The sequence below is a fragment of the Bradyrhizobium sp. BRP22 genome (assembly GCF_020194175.1).
In the GTDB taxonomy this organism is placed as follows: domain Bacteria; phylum Pseudomonadota; class Alphaproteobacteria; order Rhizobiales; family Xanthobacteraceae; genus Bradyrhizobium.
Genome location: NZ_JADYVX010000050.1, coordinates 16,673 through 37,975 on the forward strand (window position 1 = coordinate 16,673; position 21,303 = coordinate 37,975).

The following is a 21,303-nucleotide window of genomic DNA, read 5'->3' on the forward strand; positions in this document are numbered from 1 at the left end:
CATGTTGGCGCGCGACTGGTATTACACGCAAAGGCGGCGGGTCGGCATCGACACCGCGGTCGCCTCGATCTATGGCCGTCATGACGACAACGATCTCCGTGCCCGCCAGACGCTCAAGATGCTCGGCGTCAAGCCGGGCTGGCGCGTCGCCGATATCGGCTGCGGCAACGGTGTGCTGGCCTGCGAAGCGGCGCTGATGGGGGCCGATGTCGATGCGATCGACATCTCGCCGGCGATGCTGACGCTCGCCAACATCTATGCGCGCGACCGCAAGGCGCGCATCCGCACCCAGCCGGCCGGCCTTCTCAGCTTCGCCTATCAGCCGGATTCCTATGACCTGATCGTCAGCGAATTCACGCTGCATCATCTGCCGGACTTCTGGAAAGCGGTGGCGCTGTCGCGGATCTTCAATGCGCTGAAGCCGGGCTCTGAGTTCTATCTCCGCGACATCGTGTTCGTCAGCATGCCCGACGGCCTCGAGCGCGACGTCGAGGGCTGGGCCGATTTTTCCATCAAGAACCACGATTTCGAGCGCGAGGGCGTGGTGACGCATATGCGCGACGAATATTCGACCTTCGGCTGGGTCATGGAACGCATGCTGACCGAAGTCGGCTTCACGCTGGTCTCCGCCGACTACCACGCCCCGCTGCACGGCACCTACCTCCTGCGCAAGCCAGAGAAGACGAGTTAGGCCGCGATGAGATCGCATCGAGCTGCATCGACGGTGAAGCCGCGCCCCCTCTGCCGCTTGCGGGAGAGGGCTGGGGTGAGGGTGTCTCCGCGATGGGACTTTCCATGGGGAGAGAGCCCTCACCCGGCGCCAAGCGCCGACCTCTCCTGCAAGCGGGAGAGGTGAGCGAGTTCGCCAATGAAACCGGCCGACGTCTGCATCGCCGTCATGGTCGCGGTGATCTGGGGGCTAGCCTTCGTCGCGAGCCGGATCGCGCTTGACGAATTGCCGCCGGAGTTGATGACGGCGCTGCGCTTCGGCATCGCGGCGCTGCCGTGCCTGTTCCTGCGCAAGCCGAAAGTGTCCTGGCCGCTTCTGATCGCGATCAGCCTGAACCTGTTCCTCGGCCAGTTCCTGGCGCAGTCGATCGCGATCGCGCATGGCATGCCGGTCGGGCTCACCAGCGTGATCGTGCAGAGCCAGGCGCTGTTCACGATCGCGTTCGCCGCTGTCGTGTTCGGTGAATGGCCGACACGGATGCAGATGGTCGGCATCGGCATTGCCGCGATCGGCCTGTTGATGATCGCGGGCACCGTCGGTCATGATTTCAGTGCCAGCGCATTCGCGATCCTGATGATCTCGCCGATCTGTTTCGCGATCGGCAACCTGTTGCTGCGGCCGGCGCAGGGCGCGCGCATGTTCGATCTGTTCGCATGGCTGTGCCTCTGTGCCGCCGTTCCCCTGTTCGCGCTGTCGCTGGTCACGATCGGCCCCAAGCCGATATGGCAGGCGCTGTCGCAGATGTCGGCAACCGGCATCGCCTGTATGCTGTTCATCGGCGCGGTCTCGACCAGCATCGCCTACTGGCTGTGGGGCCGGCTGCTGCGCGACTATCCGGCGGCGCAGGTGGTCCCGTTCGCGCTGCTGGTGCCGTTCGTCGGCTCTGCCGCCTCCAGCATCGTGTTTGGCGAGAGGTTCGGGCCGCTGCGGCTTGCGGGCATGGCCGCGGTGATCGGCGGCATCGCCATCATGCTGCTTTCAAGACGTCCACGATCGCTGGCGAAGATCGCATGAGTGGGGCCATGTCGCAGTCGCTTCTGGTTGCTTTCGTCATGTTCGCCGTGGTGATGTTCTTCACGCCGGGGCCGAACAACATCATGCTGCTGTCCTCCGGGCTGACCTACGGCTTCCGCCGCACGGTGCCGCATATCGCGGGGATCACGGTTGGATTCGCGTTCATGGTCGGCGCCGTCGGCCTCGGCCTTGGCACCGTCTTCATCGCCTATCCCGTGCTGCAGACCATCCTCAAATATATCGGCGTCGTCTACCTGATCTATCTCGCCGCCGCGATCGCGCTTGCCGAGCCGTCCACGCCGGAAGGCGGCGACAGCCGCGGCCGCCCGATGACGTTCTGGGGCGCGGCCATGTTCCAATGGGTCAACGCCAAGGGCTGGGTGATGGTGATCGGCACCATCACCGCCTATGCGGCGATCGCGGCCTTCCCCTGGAATATCGCAATCCAGGTCACTTTGAGCCTGATCCTCGGTACCTTGTCCTGCATTGCCTGGGCGCTGTTCGGCACCGCGCTGCGGCCGGTTCTGACCTCGCGCCTGGCGGTGCGTGCTTTCAATATCGTGATGGCGATCCTGTTGCTCGCCTCGCTCTATCCGGTGTTCATGGACGCATGATGCCGCACCGCGCCATGCGAGAACGGGGTTTCCCCTGACGGGGAAAAGCTCTACACAACGCCGGAAATTTCCGGGCGCCGGCGGTCTTGATCCACCTGTAAGCCTGACCCATCGGCCAATCCGGCCACCCCCTGAAGAGGAAACCACGATGCGAGTTTACTACGATCGCGATGCCGACCTGAACCTGATCAAGGGCAAGAAGGTCGCCATCGTCGGCTATGGCAGCCAGGGCCACGCCCACGCGCTCAACCTGAAGGATTCCGGCGTCAAGGAAGTGTCGATCGCGCTGCGTCCCGGTTCAGCCTCGGCCAAGAAGGCGGAGGCCGCCGGCTTCAAGGTGCTGAGCGTTGCCGACGCCGCGAAATGGGCTGACCTCGTGATGATGCTCACCCCCGACGAATTGCAGGGCGACATCTACCGCGAGCACCTGCACGACAACATGAAGAAGGGCGCCGCGCTGGTGTTCGCGCACGGCCTCAACGTGCACTTCAACCTGCTCGACCCGCGTCCCGATCTCGACGTCCTGATGATCGCCCCCAAGGGCCCCGGCCACACCGTGCGCTCCGAATATCAGCGCGGCGGCGGCGTACCCTGTCTGATCGCGATCGCCAAGGACGTTTCCGGCAATGCGCACGATCTCGGCCTGAGCTACGCCTCGGCGATCGGCGGCGGCCGCGCCGGCATCATCGAGACGACGTTCAAGGAAGAATGCGAGACCGACCTGTTCGGCGAGCAGGTGGTGCTCTGCGGCGGCCTGGTCGAACTGATCAAGGGCGGCTACGAGACGCTGGTCGAAGCCGGCTATGCGCCGGAGATGGCCTATTTCGAGTGCCTGCACGAAGTGAAGCTGATCGTCGACCTGATCTATGAAGGCGGCATCGCCAACATGAACTACTCGATCTCCAACACCGCGGAGTACGGCGAATATGTCACCGGGCCGCGCATCGTGACCGCGGAGACCAAGGCCGAGATGAAGCGCGTTCTCGCCGACATCCAGGGCGGCAAGTTCGCCCGCGACTGGATGCTGGAGAACAAGGTCAACCAGACCTCGTTCAAGGCCACGCGCGCCAAGCTCGCCCAGCACCCGATCGAGGAAGTCGGCGCCAAGCTGCGCGACATGATGCCCTGGATCAAGAAGGGCGCCCTGGTCGACAAGACGAAGAACTAAGCCGCGGTCGGTGGGGTGGGCATAGCGCAAGCGTGCCCACTCTCGTCGGCGATGTCGCCCCTCATGGTGAGGAGGCGCGCCTTCGCGCCGTCTCGAACCATGAGGCCCGCGCCGGTGGCCCCGCCTTCGAGACGCGCTGCGCGCTCCTCAGGGTGAGGGAATAGGTTGGAATGCGGGGTTCCGCTCGCAATGACGGATGACGCGAGTTAGCTCGCGCTCGTACGCGCCTCCGCCGGCTTCTCGATCCGGTTGTGGAGCTGCCAGAAGCGCACGGTGCGCTGGGCGGTTTCGATCGACAGGCGGCGGAAATCGCGCTGTGCCTGCTCCATGGTTTCCGCGGCGATCGGCTGCGCCGCCGGCCGGTTGCGCAGGATCGTCTCCACCGTCGGCCAGTTCAACCGAGCGGCGCGGCAGGGGATCAGGATCAGGTCGGAACGGTGCCCTTCCATCACCCGCGCGATCATTTCGGGCGCAACATCGGTGAGGAGGCCAATCGCAACCGTCACCTCGTCGAACTTGTTGGCTTCGGCGAACTTGAACACGGCCGCATCATCAAGCTCGTTCAACTCCTTCATCAGCCTGACGAGCTGTTCGGCAATGCCGAAGCTGCGGCGCACCGCGGGCTCCTCGCGCGCGATCTCGTCGAGCACCTCGCGAATGTCTTCCTGCAGCGCCGGCGGCGCGATCGCCAGCAGGCGGGCGCGCACGGCGTCCGTGGCGCGGTGCAGGAGGTCGCGCAGGAATTTGACCGGAAGATCGATGCGCAATCCGAGGATCTCGACCAGTTCATCGTCGCCTTCCGCGCGCGCGACGATGCCGGAATAGCCGGCCTCCGAGAAGCGCGCCCCGGCGTTGTTGGCGAGCCGGCGGATCACGCGCACCTCGCCGCGGTCGACGATCACGTCGGTGACCTCTTCGGGAATATCGGCGCGGCCGGAGATCGCAAGCAGGTGGTCCTGGCCCTTGGTGCTGGCAACCTCGACCAGGGTTTCCGTGGAGACGCGGCTCGAATGCGCCAGCACTTCGCCCGCGACCTCGATCTTGTCGTCCTTGGCGAGGCGCTGGATCAACTCAAGCGGCGCATAGTCGATCGGCGCGAGGCGCTTGCTGAGCTCGGCCTTGGCCCGGCTCTCGACGCGCGTGATCAGGAGGCACAGGACGTCGTCGAACACCTGGACCTGTTCGTCGTTCAAACGGTCGCCGTCGTTCAGGAACAGGTCGGTCACCCGGCGAAGCGTCTTGATCCGCTTCGCCGACGAGCCGCCTCTCACGGCTTCCTCGAGTTCGGCGATGATCGAGTGGGCCGGCGTTTGCACCATCATTGGCATTGTTCTTGTTGCAGGTTTCTCTGGTTGGCCGGCAAAATGGCAAGCGCGGTCTTACGCCTGCGTTAAGCGGGAACCCGGTCCCCGGCGGAGCTCGCCGGGAAGGTTAGCAGGACGTAACCCATTCAACTCAACATCGCCTGACCACGCGCGCGGCGCGGTATTGATGCACCTGAGCTGCCCAAAACGTGCCGCAGGCCTGTTGCACACCGGACGTTCGGCCTGTCAGGAGCAGCAATGGCGACAATCGGAAAGAGCAGCACGGAACTCACTCATCTCGCGAACGAGGCGCTGCGCAGCCAGCCCGGATGCGAGACGGCGCAAGTTACCGCTGTCTCCGCCCGGCCTGACGCCGGCGCAGGCCGCAACTGGGAAATTCCGAACGTCGTCCTCGGCGACAGCCTGATCAGCGACGTCGACCGCGCCGTCATCACCGTGCATCACCAGCTCGGCCGCAGATTCCATCTCGTCGGGGGCGAGGCTTAGAGCGCTTTTGAGGCAGAGCGGACATCAGCCGGCAGACCACCCCTGCTGAATCGGTCGCACTCGTTGCGGACCTCCTGGGTCATCTTTGGCCCCGCATTTTTTCGCGCCGACTGTGGAAAAACGCTCATTCAACAACGTCGCACCGCCGGCTACTTTCTTCAGGTGATTGAGAGGGAATGGCAAGTGAGCGACATCAGAGGAAAGGTTGTTCTTATCCTTGGAGGTGCCGGCGGCATCGGATCAGCAACGGCGGAGGATCTCGCAGCAAGAGGAGCAACGATCGCGATTGCCGATATCAATGAAGCGAAAGCTGAGGCGGTCGCAGGCGCAATACGGAGCTCTGGTGGCGAAGGCCGCGCCTATCTGGTCGATGTGACGGAGAAAGATCAGGTCAAGGCGCTTGTTGAACACGTTGTTCACGATCTTGGTTCGCTGGACGCACTGATCAATTGTGCTGGAATAATGTTCATCCGCCCACTTATTGAGGTCAACACGGCCGAATGGGAGACCACCATTGACTTGAATCTGAAAGGAGCTTTGTGGGCTATAGCGGCCGTTTTACCTGTATTCCTGAAACAGCAGCGGGGGCATATCATCAATCTAAGTTCGGTTCACGGCCTCAAAGTTTTCTCGCCGGGCGGCGCTGTACATTCAGCCTCCAAGTTTGCTCTCCGCGCGCTATCGGAGGGGCTACGGGCAGAGGTTGCAAGTACGCCCATACGGTCGACTCTGATTACGCCAGGCGCCGTTGATACCGGCATCCAATACAAGACAACCGGCTCCGACAGCGCCCGCATGCTTGAGATCTACAGAAATGCGATCCCGGCTGAAGCCGTGGCTCGTGCGATTGCGTTTGCCATGGAGCAACCTGCCAATGTCGATGTAAACGAAATTGTGGTTCGTCCAACAGCTCAAGCAATCTAACTAATCGCAGCCTCAAAACACAAACTGAGGATGACGAAATATAGTGAGCACGGGTTATCGTTTCTTTTCAAAAAACGATGACTCGTTGGCGAAGACGAAAGCAATGTGATCCGTGACGGTCTTGATGTGCAGGCTTTGTCGGCTTGGGCGTCTCATGACCAACCAAAGCTCGCGGGCTGGCGGTTCAGGCTCCAGATCGCAAATGACGAGTTCGTCGTCCAGTTGGCCAATGAAGTGCGGAAGAAGCGCAATGCCTGCTCCCGCCTTGGCTGCGGCCGCCTGGGTGGACTGACCATTTGTCCGAAACGATAAGCGCTTGCGGCCAAAATGCTTGGATAGCCAGAGCGCTTCGGGCAAATGGGCATTAGACTCATCAAACCCGACAAAAGCCGGATCGGCGCCGGCTTCAATCCGACGCCGGTATTCTGCAGTAGCGTAGAAGCCGAATGCAATCGGTCGCAGCCGCTTCGCAAGGACGTCACCATCTTGTGGGCGTCCAAAACGCAAAGCAATGTCCGCTTCATGTCGCTCCAAACTAACCGTCCGAAAGTCGGTAGCAAGGTCGATGTCGATCCCTGGATAGTTTCTACATAGCTCAGCAAGGCGAGAAGCGAGAAAATGCTGCGAGAGACTCGGTGGTGCATTGACTCGAACAAGCCCAGCAGGCTGGTGCTCTTTTCCCTGGCGGCTCAAGTTTGCCGCCGCCGTCTCCATATCATTGGCTGGCCCAAGCAAGCGTGCGCCTGCTGGGGTGAGCACGTAGCCGTCGAGACGCCGCTCGACAAGCCGTTCGCCCAAAGAGCGTTCAAACGACTGTACGCGCCGAGCGACCGTCGCATGATTGATCGAAAGGGCGCGCGCGGCAGCTGACAAGCTACCGTGGCGAGCGAGCGCGAGAAAAACACGCACGTCCTCCCAATCGAGCGTTGTGCGATTTTTAACAGCCATTGAGAGAGGATAGTAAATTTTACTCAGATGACCAGCGGATTATCTCTGATCGCGTCAACATTGAGAGAGCAACATGTCCGGTACAATCACCCTCACCTTGATCGGTGGACCAACGGTACTCATCGAGTACGGCGGCTATCGTCTATTGACTGATCCTACGTTCGATCCCCCGGGGCAATATCAAGGCCCGCACAGTCCCGTGAAGCACGTCAAGACTGAAGGACCGAGCATCTCAATTGACGATCTTGGCAAACTGGATGCAGTCCTGTTGAGCCACGATCATCATTTTGACAACCTCGATAACTCGGGTCGGTCATTGTTACCGAAGGTCGGCACGGTTTATACGACTGTTTCTGGAGCTCAACGTCTTGGTGGGAACGCCATCGGCCTCGATCCTTTCGAGAGTCGATTTCTCGAAGGAGAAGATCGGCAAAAGTTGCTGGTGACCGCCACGCCAGCGCGCCATGGCCCCATCGGTATCGATGTTGGTGATGTCGTGGGATTTGCAATTGGAATGGAGAAGCCTGGCGACCTAGTCTACATCACAGGCGACACTCTCTGGTTCAATGGTACGGCTGAGGTCGCGCGTAGGTTTTCGCCTAGGATCGTCATTCTGCATACCGGTGCAGCCGAACCTCGCGGGCGATTTCACATGACGATGGGGAGCGAGGATGCGCTGGAGGCTGCGCACGCTTTTCCTGATGCGGCATTAGTCTCTGTACACAACGAGGGTTGGGCGCATTTACGCGAAAGCCAGGATCAACTCGTCGACGTGTTCGCTTCATTAAACTTATCGAGACGTTTGACCCGATTTGAGAAGGGGAAACCATTGATCATCTCTTGGTAGTGATGGTTCGAGACCATGCCGCAAGGTTTCACTGCCCCGACGTCTGCTACTGTGAAGGGTTTCGGATGCAGGCCGCATGAGAGACGGCGCGGCGTATTCGGCGGCCGGCGTCCGAAAGCCTCCAAGGGAGGAAACCGCGTGTGAGGAAACGTAAGGCGGTGCGGCAGGCGCTATGGGGATTTGAGCGCCGCGGGCGAGCTCGTTGATTGGGATCGAGTCGGCCCGACGAGTTGCGCGACGGTGAAGTCGCTGACGAATGCGCGGCGGATGGCCTTGAACTCCACAAGTTGTCCGACGATTTGCGACGGCTGGTGGATATCTGGGCGTGCTCTGCCGTGGCCGGTCGAGGGCCAGCGAGCGCGGCGAGCGGATTTGCGGGATTGCGGCACGGTCATGAGGTGTCGATCCTGATGTGGTTCGTTGGAGCTGTCGGCCGATGCCGTGGCATTGCACCGCGCTCGAATACTTCGATGATGGTCATGCGACCGCCGCAGCATGGACAAGCCGGCTTGCTGGGATCGACGGCGGCCGCGGTGGGCTGACCTTCAGGTTGCAACGGCAAGCAGCTCACGGGCGCGTGCGATGTTGCCGGCGCAAGCGCCTTTGGCGAACAGGCCGTAGTGGCGGATGGGATGCAAGCCCTTGGGCAGCACGTGGATGAGGAAGCGGCGGATGAACTCGAAGGTCTCGCGCGTCATCTGCTTGTAGCGATCGCGGCCCGCGACGCGGTAGTCCTTCCATGTGAAGGTAACGCCCTGCTGGTCGCAGGCGATCAGGCGGCTGTTGGCGATGGCGACACGATGGGTGTAACGCGACAGATAGGCCAGCACTGCCTCTGGCCCGCCGAACGGCCGCTTGGCGTAGACCACCCATTCGGCCTTGCGCAGCGGTGCGAGATAAGCCGCGAAGGATTGCGCCTGGGCGAGATGGGCGTAACCGCCGAAGAAGCTGAGGCGGCCGGCCGCGTGAGCGGCCGAGAGCGCCGTGAGGAAGAGCCAGCGGAACAGGCGGGAGAGCACGCGCACGGGGAGGAAGAAGCCGCTCTCGGCCAAGACCCAGCTCGATATCCTTTGATCTAGATCAACCCTGACAGGAACCGCTCGGCTTTGTTCGCCTGAGGCTAAAGAGCCGATACCGAAATATGCGCTAGGTGCTTAAAGGGGGCAGGCATCGTTGCGCGCACGACTATTGCCGCCGCTATCGCCCGGCCGCGCATAGTGCCGAGCCGATCAACACCTCCGCAAGCCATATCGGCTTCAGGTGCACCGCCAGGAAAAGGATCATGTCATGAGTAGCGATACGATTCCGGCAAAGCCCGCGATGAACGCGGGACCAACCGGCGTAGGATTGAAACGCCGCGATCTCCTGTTGAGCGGTAGTTCTCTCATCGCGGCTTCAGCACTCTCTGCCGTCGGTGCGACAAGCCTCGCGCAAGCGCAGCAACCAACTGCGGCCCCGGTAAGCACGTCGGCCGGGCAGCGGCCCAATATCGTTGTTATCATGGGTGACGACATCGGCATGTGGAATATCGGGGCATATCACCGCGGCCTGATGGCCGGCCGAACGCCCAATCTCGACAAGCTCGCGGCCGAAGGCATGTTGTTTACCGACTATTATGCGGAGGCAAGCTGCACCGCAGGTCGCGCCAACTTCATCACCGGTGAGTTGCCCATCCGAACCGGCATGACCACAGTTGGCCAAGCTGGCGCAGCGATCGGCATACCCGCGCAGGCGGTTACGATTGCCACCGCATTGAAAGGGATGGGCTACGCCACCGGCCAGTTTGGCAAGAACCACCTTGGCGACAAGAACGAATTTCTGCCGACCGTACATGGCTTCGACGAATTCTTCGGCTACCTCTATCACCTCGACGCAATGGAAGACCCTGCGCATCCGAATTACCCGCAAGACCTTTTGAACACCGTCGGCCCGCGCAACATGCTGCACACATACGCCACCGACGTTGACGACCCGACCCTGGATCCACGTTGGGGCAAGGTCGGCAAGCAGAGGATCGAGGATGCCGGGACGCTCTATCCCAAGAGGATGGAAACGGTAGACGACGAAATTCGCGATCTGGCCCTGAAGTTCATCGAGAAGGCCAAGGCCGACAACAAGCCGTTCTTCCTGTGGCTCAATCCAACCCGGATGCACATCGTCACGCATCTTTCGCCAAAGTACCAGGCGATGCGCAACTCCAAGAACGGCTGGTCGATACATGAAGCCGGCATGGCGCAGCTCGACGATGACGTCGGCATCGTGATGCAGAAGCTCAAGGATATGGGCGTCGACGACAACACGATTGTCGTCTTCACCACCGACAACGGAACAGAAGTCTTCACCTGGCCTGATGGCGGCCAGACACCGTTTGCGCAGAGCAAGGGCACGGTCATGGAAGGCGGCTTCCGCGTGCCCTGCATGATCCGTTGGCCAGGCAAGGTGCCGGCCGGCAAGGTCGAGAACGGCATCATCTCCGGTCTGGATTGGTTTCCGACCTTCCTGGCGGCGGCCGGCAACCCGAACATTGCGGAGGAGCTGAAGAAGGGCAAGACGATCGGTGACAGGACCTACAAGTGCTATCTGGACGGCTACAACCAGATGGACATGATCACCGGCAAGGGGCCGTCGAACCGGCACGAGATATTTTACTTCGGAGAGAGTGAACTCGGTGCCGTCCGCATCGACGACTACAAGTATCGCTTCATCGACCAGCCTAAAGGCTGGCTCGGCGAGAAAACGAAGGTCGACGTGCCCTATCTGACTAACCTTCGCCTCGATCCGTTCGAGCGCACGGGCTGGCCCGAGAGCGGAAGCAAAGAAGGCGCTCAACAATATTTCGACTGGTTCAAATACGAATTCTGGCGCTTTGTGTTTGTCCAGCAGCAGGTGGAAAAGCTGGCCATGACCGCAATCGAGTTTCCGCCGATGCAGAAGGGCGCAAGCTTCAACCTCGATGCCGTGAAAGCGAAAATCGAGGCCGCCAGGACAGCGATGGCAAAATAAGATTCATGATCGTCATGGTCGGGCGGCCTCTGGGCCGCCCCACACTGCACCAAGAAAAATGTTTCTCCTCCTGGCCCAGCGGCATGTTCCGCCTCCCTCTCGCTGCGTAAGTGTAATCATTGATTACATTGCTTCCGACGGCGTGGTCAATCCGGTGTAATCGGTGCTTACATTCACCAGCCGGTGATGCTAGGAGGAGGGCATGCGTCGAGCTACGAAATCATCCGCGGCGAAACCACGCCGCCGCAATTCGCCGGCGGCTGCAACGCGGCCCTATCACCATGGCGATCTCCGGCGGGTGCTGGTCGACGCCGCACTGCAATTGGTGGACGAGGGCGGGCCGGACGCCGTCAGCGTGCGCGAAGCGGCGCGCCGCGCCGGGGTCTCGCCGGGCGCACCGTTCCGGCATTTTCCGAGCCGCGATGCGCTGATGAATGCGGTGGCGGAAGAGGCGCAGCGCCGTTTCCGGGCCGAGATTCAGGCGGCGCTGGATGCGACGAAGGCTGGCGATCCGTTGGCCCGGTTTCGCGCCTTTGGGCTCGCCTATGTACACTGGGCGATGAAGAACCCGGCCCATTTCGAGATCATCTCCAGCCGCCGCTTTTTTGACCATGACAGGTCGGCCGGAGTCTCCCGCGACAATGCCGAGCTGATTGCGCTGACCGAACGGACGCTGGCGGAAGCTTTCGCGCAGGGGCAGCTCCGTGCGTCCGACCTGAAGCAGATCCAGATCGCCGGCCGCGCGCTGGTCTATGGCTTTGCCCGCATGAACATCGATGGTCATTTGCCGCGCTGGGGTGTCGCGGATGACGATGCCGAGCGCACCGCGGCAGCGATCATCGACCTCTTCGTCGAAGGGATCGCGAAGCGCTGAGCCGCCGAGCCCGTGGATTTACCGTGCGTCACGCTCGCGGCCGCAAATTCATTGCGCATTCATGACGCTTACATTACGGTTTTGTGACGCGACGTGGGGTCCGGCTGCGTCGTCCGTCTCCTGGTCACCTCCAGCCAAGGCAAAACTACCGCGCCGGGGAATGTTGCGTCGTCACCCATGGCGCCCGCGCCAAATCAAGGTTCTTCGATTGCCGCCATTGCCGGCGGCCTGGCTGCGATCGGCATCTGGCGCCTGCTTGCCGTCGCCGCGCCGCAAATGGCGGCGCTCGGGATCATGGTGCAGACCGAGACCGATTTCGGCTCGCGTCTGTGCTTCCTCTTGTCCTGGGGCACCCTGAACTTCTTCTTCATTGCGCTGGTGCGGCGGCCGGCGCTCTCGGGCGCGCTGTCGCTGACGCTGGTCGTGGCGCTCGTGCTGCTGTCGCGGTTCAAGCACGAAGTCGTGCAGATGACCGCGAATTTCGTCGACCTGATGGTGATCGACCATGACACCGCGTCCTTCCTGCTGACGATCTTCCCGAACCTGCGCTGGTCGCTGGTCGGCGCGGCCCTCGTCACGCTGCCCTTGATGTATGCGCTGTGGTGGCTCGATCCGTTCCGCGTCCGCCGCCTGCCGGCGCTGGCCTGCAAGCTGGCGTGCCTTGCCACGCTGGCGGGATACGCCGTCATCTGGCCGGACGAGGATTGGCGCGGCTATTACGACGACGGCTATCTCTCGAAATTCGCCCGCTCGGGCGTCACGGCGGTGTCCGATTTCGTCAGCTATGGCTTCATGGAGTCGGATGCGGTCGCGAGCGAGCAGCTCAAGATCCCGCTGGTGGATTCCTGTCATCCGGCTGGCCGCCGGCCGAACATCATCCTGATCCACGATGAATCGAGCTTCGATATCCGCGCAGCCGAAGGCGTCAAGGTGCCGCCGGGCTACGGCGCGCAGTTCAAGTCCTATGACGGCGTCGAGCGAAAATTCCTGGCCGAGAGCAATGGCGGGCCGAGCTGGTTCACCGAATACAACGTGCTCGCGGGGCTCTCGTCGCGCTCGTTCGGCCGCTTCGCCTATTTCGTCACCCGTATCGCCTCCGGCCGCGTCGAGCGTGGGCTGCCGCTTGCGCTGCGCCGCTGCGGCTACAACACGCTTTCGCTCTATCCGGCATTCGGCGCCTTCATGAGCGCGCGCAGCTTCCAGGCCACGACCGGCATCCAGCGCTTCTACGACGCGCGCGATCTCGGCGCCAGGGATGTCGAGCCCGATCGCTTCTTCTACGACAAGGCGCTGCGGCTGATGGCGGAGCAGCCGCCCGGTGCGCCGCTGTTCACCTTCGTCTATCTCGCCGCCAACCATTTCCCGTGGCAGACGCCGTTGCGGCCGGACCTGACGCCGTCCTGGCGGCCGTTCGGCAACGCGCCCGTCATCGACGAATATCTGCGTCGGCAGGCGATGAGCGCGAGCGACTACGCCGGCTTCGTTGCCGGACTGAAGAAGAGGTTTCCGGCGCAGCCGTTCCTGATCGTTCGCTATGGCGATCACCAGCCTGAATTCGCGCCGCATCTTCTCGACCCGAGCCTGGATGAGGCCGGCGTCGGCAAGAAGCTCGAGAAGTACGATCCGCGCTATTTCGCCACCTATTACGCGATCGACGCCATCAATTTCGAACCGGTGAAGTCGCCGGCCGTGATGGAGACGATCGATGCGGCCTATCTGCCGCTGGTGATCCAGGAAGCCGCCGGCATCCCGCTCGATCCGTCGTTCGAGGAGCAGAAGAACATCATGCTCCGCTGCAACGGCCTGTTCTATGCCTGCAAGGACGGCGCCGAAGCACGCCGCTTCAACCGCCTCCTGATCGACGCCGGCATGATCAAGGGGTTGTAGCAACTCGCCACCGCCCACGTCTCCGTCATTGCGAGCCAACGGGTCAGCGCAAAGCGCTGCCCGATGACAGGCTCCGCGAAAGCATCCATCTCGCCACAAGCGGAGGCATGGATTGCTTCGTCGCTTCGCTCCTCGCAATGACGGAGGGAATCACTTCTTCCCGATCTTCTCCCAGAGCCAGCGCGCCACCGCGTCCGGCGATGAGGATGCATCATTGCCGGCGGCGCGCAGGTTCGCCTCGCGCATCGCGGCGATGTCGATGCGCCCGAGCAGCGGCTGCAAGGCCGCGCGCAGCCTGGTGTCATCCTTGCGCTTCGGCGCCAGCAGCATCACCGCATCATAGGGCGGGATCGCGTGCCTGGGATCGTCGAGCACCGCAAGATCATATTTCGCGATCAGCCCGTCGCTGGTATAGCCCGCGATCACGTCGACCTCACCGGAGGCGACGGCGGCGTACATGAAATCCGGCTGCATCTGCCGCTGGGTGCGGAAAGACAATCCATAGTCTTGCTTGATGCCGGCCCATTCCGGCCGCGAGAAGAACTCGTAGTCGCCGGCGATCGACATCGACGGCGCGCGCGCGGCGAGATCGGCGATGGTGCGGATGCCGAGCTGCTCGGCGCGCTGCTTCGGCATGATGAGTGCATAGGCGTTGGCAAAGCCGAGTTCACCGAGCAGAGTGATGTCCTGTTTCGCCAGGATCGAGTTCAAGTCGGCGAGCAGCTCTTCGCGCGGGCGGACGTCGGTGTGGTGGAACTGGTTGGCCCACAGCGTGCCGGAATAGTCGACATAGACGTCGATGTCGCCGGCTTTCAGCGCGTCGAAGATCACGCTGGAGCCGAGACCGGCGCGCGTGGTCGCGTATAGGCCGTCCGCGTTCAGCCGCTGCGCGATCAAGGCCGCCAGCACATATTGCTCGGCGAAGGTTTTCGCGCCCACGACATAGCCCGACGCCGAGCGCGCCATCGCCGGCACCAGCGTCGCTGCGACCAGTGCCGCGATGCCGGCGCCGCCGAGCGCGGTGCGGAGCCGGCTGCGATGGCGCAGGCCGTTCTCGATCAGCGCCAGCAGCTGGTCGACCGCGAGCGCCAGTGCTGCAGCGGCGAGGCAGCCGAACACGACGAACACCCAGTTCTGGGTCTGCAGCCCCGCAAAGATGTAATTGCCGAGGCTGGTCTGCCCGATCGGCGTCGACAGCGTCGCGGTGCCGATCACCCACACCGCGGCGGTGCGGATGCCCGCCATCATCACCGGCAGCGCCAGCGGCAGCTCCACCATGAACAGCGATTGCCGCTCCGTCATGCCGACGCCCTGCGCCGCCTCCGTCAGCGCCGGGTCGACGCCCGACAGTCCGGTGATGGTGTTGCGCAGCACCGGCAGCATCGAATAGAGCGCGAGCGCCAGCACCGCCGGCAGGAATCCGAACGCGGAAAAATCGAAGCCGAACCAGGACAGCGTCAGCGCCGCCAGCACGAGCAGCAGCGGATAGAACAGCGCCAGCAGCGCCAGCCCCGGCACGGTCTGCACGATCGAGGCAAAGCCGAGCAGCGCGCCGCGCAGCACTGGCCGGTTGCGTGCGAGGATCGCCAGCGGCAGGCTGACGATGAGCCCGAGCGCGAGCGCGGCGAGGCTGACGCGCACGTGGTTGCCGAGATAGTCGGGCAGATGCGCGAGCGCCTCGGTCCAGCGCGGATCGGAGAACAGGCTCATGCGGCGCCGTCCCGCGGCAGCAATTTGCCGAGCCGTTCCGCCTGCCGCCGCGGCGTGTGCAGGAGCTTTTCGACGTAAGGATCGCTGCTCCCGGAAAGCTCCGCCGGCGTGCCCTGCGCCAGCAGCCGGCCGCCATGCATCACCGCGACGCGGTCGGCGAGCAAGAGCGCCTCCGTCATGTCGTGGGTGATCATGACGGTCGTCAGTCCGAGCCGGCGATGCAATTCGCGGAAATCATCGCCGAGCGCATCGCGGGTGAGCGGATCGAGCGCACCGAACGGCTCGTCCATCAGCACGATGCGCGGCCGTGCAGCGAGTGCCCGCGCCACGCCGACGCGCTGCCGCTGCCCGCCGGAGAGTTCACTCGGCAGCCGTTCGCGATACTGCGCGCGGTCGAGCTGCACCAGTTCGAGCAGTTCGTCGACGCGCGCTGCGATCTCCGCCGCCGGCCAGCCGAGCAGTTTTGGCGTGATGCCGATATTGGCGCCGACGGCGAGGTGCGGAAACAGTCCGCCGCTCTGGAACACATAGCCGATGCGCCGCCGCAGCAGGATCGGATCGACATTGCGCACGTCCTCGCCCTCGACCGTGACGCGGCCGCTGTCGGCCTCGATCAACCGGTTGGCGAGCCGCAGCAATGTGGTTTTGCCCGAGCCGGAGCCGCCGACGATGGCGAGGAACTCGCCCTCGGCGACCTCGAGCGTTACGTCGTCGACCGCGACCACGTCACCGTTGGCGAAGGTCTTGCCGACATTGGTGTAGGCAATGAGCGGTCCGTGGGACAATGCTGTTCAAGCCTCGCGCTGCGCCCCATCTTGGGAGATCACAGATCAACTAGCACGTTGCGATGCTGCGTTGAACTTGTCCGCACGAGAGGCTAAGGCATCTTCCCGAACAGGGAGTGAACGTGGTGGACAAGGCCAAGCCAACAGCGGTGGCGCTCGAGGATGCGACGGTGGCGTTTCGGCTGGCGGATAGCCGCATCTTCACCGCAGTCGAGAAAGCGCGCCTTGCGGTCGCCCACGGCGAGTTCGTCGCGATAGTGGGCCCCACCGGCTGTGGCAAGTCGACTTTGCTCAATGTGGCCGCCGGCCTGCTCAAGCCGGCCGCGGGCTCGGTCAGGATCTTCGATCAGCCGCTCGCCGGATTGAACCGCGACGCCGGCTACCTGTTCCAGGCCGATGCGCTGTTCCCCTGGAAGACCGCGATCGACAATGTCGCAATCGGTCTTGAGATCAAGGGCGCGCCGCGGGGCAAGGCGCTGGAACAGGCGCAGGCCTGGCTGACCTCGGTCGGCTTAGGTGCGTTCGCGAACCGCTATCCGCACATGCTTTCGGGCGGCCAGCGCAAGCGCGTCGGCCTGGCGCAGGTCCTGATCCGCGACCCAAAGATCCTCCTGATGGACGAACCGTTCGGGCCGCTCGATGCCCAGACCCGCCAGGTGATGGGCAATCTGCTGCTCGAACTGTGGAGTGCCGACCGCAAGGCGGTGCTGTTCGTCACCCATGACCTGGAGGAAGCGATCGCGCTCGCCGATCGTGTCGTCATCATGTCGGCCGGCCCCGGCTCGCGCATCATCGGCGACTGGCGCGTGGAGCTGCCGCGTCCGCGTGACATCTTCGAGGTGCGGCTGGACAAGCAATTCCACGAATTGCATCGCGAAATCTGGGGCGTGCTGAAGGAAGAGGTGATGAAGGGTTACGCGCAATCATCGCAACGTGGGGGAGCCGCTTGATGTCCCGCGTCACGCTGCTGTTCTGCCAGGTCATGGTCGCGGTCATCGTGCTGGCGCTGTGGCAGGCCTTCACCACAGTGCCGGTGTTCGGCCGCATCCTGCTGCCGCCATTCTTCTTCTCCAATCCCATCGACGTGTTCAGCCAGATCGTCAAATGGTTCTCGAGCGGCGTGATCTGGAAACATCTTGCGATCACGCTGTGGGAATCGATCCTCGCCTTCGTGATCGGCTCGGTGGCCGGCATCCTGGTCGGCTTCTGGTTCGCGCGCCAGCCGCGCGTCGCCGCCGTATTCGATCCCTACGTGAAGATGACGAACGCTCTGCCGCGCGTGGTGCTGGCGCCGATCTTCGCGCTGTGGTTCGGACTTGGCATCTGGTCCAAGGTCGCGCTCGGCGTGACGCTGGTTTTCTTCATCGTGTTCTTCAACGTCTATCAGGGCGTCAAGGAAGTGAGCACGACGGTGCTCGACAATGGCCGCATGCTCGGCATGAACGAGCGGCAATTGATGCGGCATGTTTACTGGCCGTCGGCGCTGTCGTGGATGTTCTCCTCGCTGCATACGTCCGTGGGTTTTGCGGTGGTCGGCGCCGTCGTCGGCGAATATCTCGGCGCGGCCGCCGGCCTCGGCTATCTGATCCAGCAGGCGGAGGGCGTGTTCGACGTCGCCGGCGTGTTCGCCGGCATGTTCGTGCTGTCGGCCTTCGTGATCCTGATCGACATGGCCGTAACGCTAGTCGAGCGGCGGTTGCTGGTCTGGCGGCCGACGGTGCGCGAGTCATAGGGTGGCAAAGCGAATCGTGACCACCACGAAGCGCTTTGCCCACCCTGCGGGAGCTGCACTTCGCAATGACGGCGGAGCCTTCTCAACGCTCACGCGCTGCTTTATCCTGCATCCGACGGAATGGAGTATACCATGACAAAACTGTTTGGCCGTCTCACCGGCGCGCTTGTCGCGCTGGTGCTGAGCTCGGGTCTCGCCGCGGCGCAAAGCAAGGTCACGATCGCGGTCGGCGGCGGCGCCTGCCTGTGCTACCTGCCGACGGTTCTTGCCAAGCAGCTCGGCGAATATGAGAAGGCGGGGCTCGCGGTCGAGCTGGTCGATCTCAAGGGCGGTTCGGATGCGCTCAAAGCCGTGCTCGGCGGCAGCGCCGACGTCGTCTCCGGCTATTTCGATCACTGCGTCAACCTCGCCGCCAAGCGCCAGGAGCTGCAATCCTTCGTGGTCTATGACCGCTATCCGGGCCTCGTGCTGGTGGTGTCGCCGAAGCACACCGCAGAGATCAATTCGATCAAGGATCTCGCCGGCAAGAAGGTCGGCGTCAGCGCGCCGGGCTCCTCGACCGATTTCTTCCTGAAATATCTGCTCAAGAAAAACGGGCTCGACCCGACCAGCGCCTCCGTGATCGGCGTCGGCCTGGGGGCGACCGCGGTCGCGGCGATGGAGCAGGGCCAGATCGATGCCGCCGTGATGCTCGATCCCTCCGTCACCGTGCTGCAGGGCAGCCATGCCGACCTGAAGATCCTGAGCGACACCCGCACCCAGCACGACACGCTCGCCGTGTTCGGCGGCGAATATCCGGGCGGCGCGCTCTATTCGACCGCGGCCTGGGTCAAGTCACACGAGAAGGAAGCTCAGGCGCTCACCAATGCGATCCTCGCCACGCTGGCCTGGATCCACTCGCATTCGCCAGAAGACATCATGGCGAAGATGCCCGAGCAGATGGTCGGCAAGAACAAGGAGCTCTATCTCGCCGCGCTGAAGAACACGCTTGCGATGTATTCGGAGACCGGCAGGATGGACCCGAAGGGCGCCGACGCGGTGCTGGCGGTGTTCAGCGAAGGCTCGCCGGAAGTCGCCAAGGCCAATATCGACGTCGGCAAGACCTACACCAACAGGTTCGTCGAGCAGGCCAAGACCACAGGGCAGGGTGCGAAGTAGCTTAGCGTTGATGACGCCACCCTCCATTCATCGCGTCACCGCGCTCGATCTGAAGGTGCAGCCATCGGCGTGGCCGTTTGCCGAGGCGCGCCGCGCCGAAATCGATGCGCATTTCGCGGAAGCGCAGCGCGAACGGCCGAACCTCTGGAACGGCCGGGTGCTGCTCGGGCGCAGCGCCACGTTCGAAGGCGAGCGCCTGAGCGCGAGCTATTTCGAGACCGATTTCGCGAGCTTCCTCTCCTGGCGTGACTGGGGCTATCCGGACAAAGGCGTGTTCAACGGCTTTGGCATGGGGGCGCTGCTCGCAAGCGATGGCGCGTTCGTGCTCGGTGAGATGGGCCACCACACCTCCAATCCTGGGCGCGTCTACTTCCCGTCGGGCACGCCCGATCTCGACGACATCAGGGGCGATACGCTCGATATCGCCGCCAGCGTCGCGCGCGAGGTGGAGGAGGAGACCGGGCTGACGCCCGCCGACTACCGCCCCGATGCACATTGGGATTGCGTCTTCACCGGCGTCGCCATCGCCATGATGCGGATACTGTATGTCGACATGCCCGGCGATGCCTTGCGCGAGCGGATTGAACGCAATCTGGCCATGCAGCAAGACCCCGAACTTGCGGCGATCCGCCTGGTGCGGGATGTCTCTGACTTCACCGCCGCGATGCCGCGCTTCGTCACCGCTTTTATCGAAATGCATCTGAGCAGGTAAGAAAGGGCCCATGGGCAAGAAATCGAAGCTGCTGGCCGACGAGTTGAAGCCTTTCGTGGCGCCGTTCCGCGTCGACGGATCGGACCACTTTCACCTCAAATCGCTCAAGACCGACGAGAAGGGCGGCATCGACAAGGCCGCGGGCGAAGAGATCATCGACGCCAATCGCAGGCGGCTGAACGATTTCCAGGAGAAGCTCTATGCCCAGGACCGCTGGTCACTGCTCCTGGTCTTCCAGGGCATGGATGCCGCCGGCAAGGATTCGGCGATCAAGAGCGTGTTCGAGGGTGTCAATCCGCAGGGCTGCGAGGTCACCTCCTTCAAGCAGCCGTCGTCCAGGGAGCTCGACCACGATTTCATGTGGCGTTCGATGATCGCGTTGCCCGAGCGCGGCCGCATGGGCATCTTCAACCGCTCCTATTACGAGGAATGCCTGGTGGTGCGCGTGCATTCCGAAATCCTCGCCAAGCAGAAGATTCCGCCGCGGCTGGTGACCAAGAATATCTGGCGCGAGCGCTTCGAGGATATTTCGGCGATCGAGCGCTACCTCTCGCGCAACGGCATCGTGGTCCTGAAATTCTTCCTCAACGTCTCCAGGCAGGAACAGCGCGCGCGTTTCCTGGAGCGGCTGGAGGAGCCGGCGAAGAACTGGAAGTTCTCGATGGCCGACGTCAGCGAGCGCGCGCTGTGGCCCCGCTACATGGCCGCCTACCAGGACATGATCCGCCATACCGCAACCCGCGCCGCGCCCTGGCACGTGGTGCCGGCCGATCACAAATGGTTCGCCCGCGTGGTGATCGGCTCCACCATCGTGAGCGCGCTCGAGAAGCTCGATCTGCACTTCCCGACGGTCGACAAGTCCGAACGCAGCGAATTCAAGCGCGTCCGCGAGGCGCTGCTGGCGGAGGGGAAGAACGGTGCGAGGAAGGCCGGCAAGAGCGCGAAGTAGCTCCCCGCCGTCATTCCCCGCGAAGGCGGGGAATCCAGTACGCGGCGGGCTCTCGGCTCAGATTCCCGTCTCTGGAATACTGGATCGTCCGGTCAAGCCGGACGATGACAGTGGAGTGAGCCGTCATTCCGGGGCTCGCGAAGCGAGAACCCGGAATCCATTGCTCCGCCGCCGGCCGCGGGTCGACGGATTCCGGGCTCGCGCCAAGCGCGCCCCGGAATGACGGCGTTGATTTGGCGTTGCCGCCGTCATTCCCCGCGAAGGCGGGGAATCCAGTACGCGCCGGCCTCTCGGCTCGAACTCCCGCAGGAATACTGGATCGTCTGGTCAAGCCGGACAATGACAGTGGAATTTGGAGTATTTAGGTCAGTCCCACTGACCATCTTTTTACCGTTGCCTGCGGCCGCCGTCTTCGTCTAGAAACGGCGCGGAGATGC

Annotated in this window: 19 protein-coding genes and 2 pseudogenes; 16 read left to right on the top strand and 5 right to left on the bottom strand. The window is 63.0% G+C overall.

Annotated features, from left to right (window positions below):
• Nucleotide 1: 1 nt before the first annotated feature.
• From I6F35_RS36220 to ilvC, 4 genes are all read left to right on the top strand, one after another.
• Entirely contained in the window at nt 2–691 is a 690-nt protein-coding gene (locus I6F35_RS36220; protein WP_225122416.1) for a class I SAM-dependent methyltransferase, read from the top strand.
• Between the two features lie 177 nt (nt 692–868).
• Entirely contained in the window at nt 869–1,744 is an 876-nt protein-coding gene (locus tag I6F35_RS36225) for an EamA family transporter (RefSeq protein WP_225122417.1), read from the top strand.
• A gap of 8 nt (nt 1,745–1,752) precedes the next feature.
• On the top strand, nt 1,753–2,358 hold the full coding sequence (locus tag I6F35_RS36230) for a LysE family translocator (protein WP_225122418.1): 606 nt from the start codon (nt 1,753–1,755) through the stop codon (nt 2,356–2,358).
• A 148-nt stretch (nt 2,359–2,506) separates the two neighbouring features.
• Nucleotides 2,507–3,526, top strand: a complete 1,020-nt coding sequence (ilvC, locus tag I6F35_RS36235) for a ketol-acid reductoisomerase (protein WP_027578129.1) — start codon at nt 2,507–2,509, stop codon at nt 3,524–3,526.
• A gap of 206 nt (nt 3,527–3,732) precedes the next feature.
• Here ilvC and I6F35_RS36240 read toward each other — a convergent pair whose 3' ends face one another.
• Nucleotides 3,733–4,848: a DUF2336 domain-containing protein gene (locus tag I6F35_RS36240; RefSeq protein ID WP_225122419.1), complete on the bottom strand. Its 1,116-nt coding sequence runs from the start codon at nt 4,846–4,848 to the stop codon at nt 3,733–3,735.
• Nucleotides 4,849–5,088: 240 nt separating this feature from the next.
• Here I6F35_RS36240 and I6F35_RS36245 point away from each other — a divergent pair, with 240 nt between their 5' ends.
• Both I6F35_RS36245 and I6F35_RS36250 read left to right on the top strand, forming a co-directional pair.
• A complete protein-coding gene (locus tag I6F35_RS36245; RefSeq protein WP_225122420.1) occupies nt 5,089–5,337 on the top strand; it encodes a hypothetical protein in 249 nt (82 codons plus the stop codon).
• 183 nt (nt 5,338–5,520) lie between these two features.
• The gene (locus tag I6F35_RS36250; RefSeq protein WP_225122421.1) at nt 5,521–6,261 is read left to right on the top strand and encodes an SDR family oxidoreductase; all 741 of its coding nucleotides are present in this window, start codon (nt 5,521–5,523) and stop codon (nt 6,259–6,261) included.
• A 54-nt stretch (nt 6,262–6,315) separates the two neighbouring features.
• Here the strand turns inward: I6F35_RS36250 and I6F35_RS36255 are convergent, their stop codons facing one another.
• Nucleotides 6,316–7,170 carry a LysR family transcriptional regulator gene (locus I6F35_RS36255; protein ID WP_346283237.1) on the bottom strand — a complete coding sequence of 285 codons (855 nt, stop codon included), beginning with the start codon at nt 7,168–7,170 and terminating at the stop codon, nt 6,316–6,318.
• Nucleotides 7,171–7,282: 112 nt separating this feature from the next.
• On the opposite strand from I6F35_RS36255, the gene I6F35_RS36260 reads away from it, so the two are divergent.
• The gene (locus I6F35_RS36260; RefSeq protein WP_225122423.1) at nt 7,283–8,056 is read left to right on the top strand and encodes an MBL fold metallo-hydrolase; all 774 of its coding nucleotides are present in this window, start codon (nt 7,283–7,285) and stop codon (nt 8,054–8,056) included.
• A gap of 391 nt (nt 8,057–8,447) precedes the next feature.
• Here the strand turns inward: I6F35_RS36260 and I6F35_RS36265 are convergent.
• Nucleotides 8,448–9,096 (bottom strand): annotated as a pseudogene (locus tag I6F35_RS36265) (transposase); the annotation flags it as partial.
• A gap of 104 nt (nt 9,097–9,200) precedes the next feature.
• Here I6F35_RS36265 and I6F35_RS36270 point away from each other — a divergent pair.
• From I6F35_RS36270 to I6F35_RS36285, 4 genes and pseudogenes are all read left to right on the top strand, one after another.
• Nucleotides 9,201–9,347, top strand: a pseudogene (locus I6F35_RS36270) (SUMF1/EgtB/PvdO family nonheme iron enzyme); the annotation flags it as partial.
• Nucleotides 9,348–9,376: 29 nt separating this feature from the next.
• Nucleotides 9,377–11,059 (top strand): arylsulfatase, encoded by a 1,683-nt coding sequence (locus tag I6F35_RS36275; protein WP_225122441.1) that lies wholly within the window; start codon nt 9,377–9,379, stop codon nt 11,057–11,059.
• Nucleotides 11,060–11,357: 298 nt separating this feature from the next.
• On the top strand, nt 11,358–11,933 hold the full coding sequence (locus tag I6F35_RS36280; RefSeq protein WP_225122424.1) for a TetR/AcrR family transcriptional regulator: 576 nt from the start codon (nt 11,358–11,360) through the stop codon (nt 11,931–11,933).
• 177 nt (nt 11,934–12,110) lie between these two features.
• Nucleotides 12,111–13,820: a sulfatase-like hydrolase/transferase gene (locus I6F35_RS36285; protein ID WP_225122425.1), complete on the top strand. Its 1,710-nt coding sequence runs from the start codon at nt 12,111–12,113 to the stop codon at nt 13,818–13,820.
• Between the two features lie 150 nt (nt 13,821–13,970).
• On the opposite strand, the gene I6F35_RS36290 is transcribed toward I6F35_RS36285, so the two are convergent.
• Entirely contained in the window at nt 13,971–15,530 is a 1,560-nt protein-coding gene (locus I6F35_RS36290) for an ABC transporter permease/substrate-binding protein (RefSeq protein ID WP_225122426.1), read from the bottom strand.
• Nucleotides 15,527–16,315 carry an ATP-binding cassette domain-containing protein gene (locus tag I6F35_RS36295; protein WP_225122427.1) on the bottom strand — a complete coding sequence of 263 codons (789 nt, stop codon included), beginning with the start codon at nt 16,313–16,315 and terminating at the stop codon, nt 15,527–15,529. The genes I6F35_RS36290 and I6F35_RS36295 overlap by 4 nt, the downstream gene beginning before the upstream one ends.
• Before the next feature lie 125 nt (nt 16,316–16,440).
• Here I6F35_RS36295 and I6F35_RS36300 point away from each other — a divergent pair, with 125 nt between their 5' ends.
• The 5 genes from I6F35_RS36300 (at nt 16,441) to I6F35_RS36320 (ending at nt 20,866) form a co-directional block, all read left to right on the top strand.
• Entirely contained in the window at nt 16,441–17,265 is an 825-nt protein-coding gene (locus I6F35_RS36300) for an ABC transporter ATP-binding protein (protein ID WP_225122428.1), read from the top strand.
• Nucleotides 17,265–18,047, top strand: coding sequence for an ABC transporter permease (locus I6F35_RS36305; protein WP_225122429.1), 783 nt, complete (start codon nt 17,265–17,267; stop codon nt 18,045–18,047). Before I6F35_RS36300 ends, I6F35_RS36305 begins: the two co-directional genes overlap by 1 nt.
• Before the next feature lie 132 nt (nt 18,048–18,179).
• Nucleotides 18,180–19,205 carry an ABC transporter substrate-binding protein gene (locus I6F35_RS36310; RefSeq protein WP_225122430.1) on the top strand — a complete coding sequence of 342 codons (1,026 nt, stop codon included), beginning with the start codon at nt 18,180–18,182 and terminating at the stop codon, nt 19,203–19,205.
• A 10-nt stretch (nt 19,206–19,215) separates the two neighbouring features.
• Entirely contained in the window at nt 19,216–19,917 is a 702-nt protein-coding gene (locus tag I6F35_RS36315; RefSeq protein WP_225122431.1) for an NUDIX hydrolase, read from the top strand.
• 10 nt (nt 19,918–19,927) lie between these two features.
• Nucleotides 19,928–20,866: a polyphosphate kinase 2 family protein gene (locus I6F35_RS36320; RefSeq protein ID WP_225122432.1), complete on the top strand. Its 939-nt coding sequence runs from the start codon at nt 19,928–19,930 to the stop codon at nt 20,864–20,866.
• The last annotated feature ends 437 nt before the right edge of the window (nt 20,867–21,303 follow it).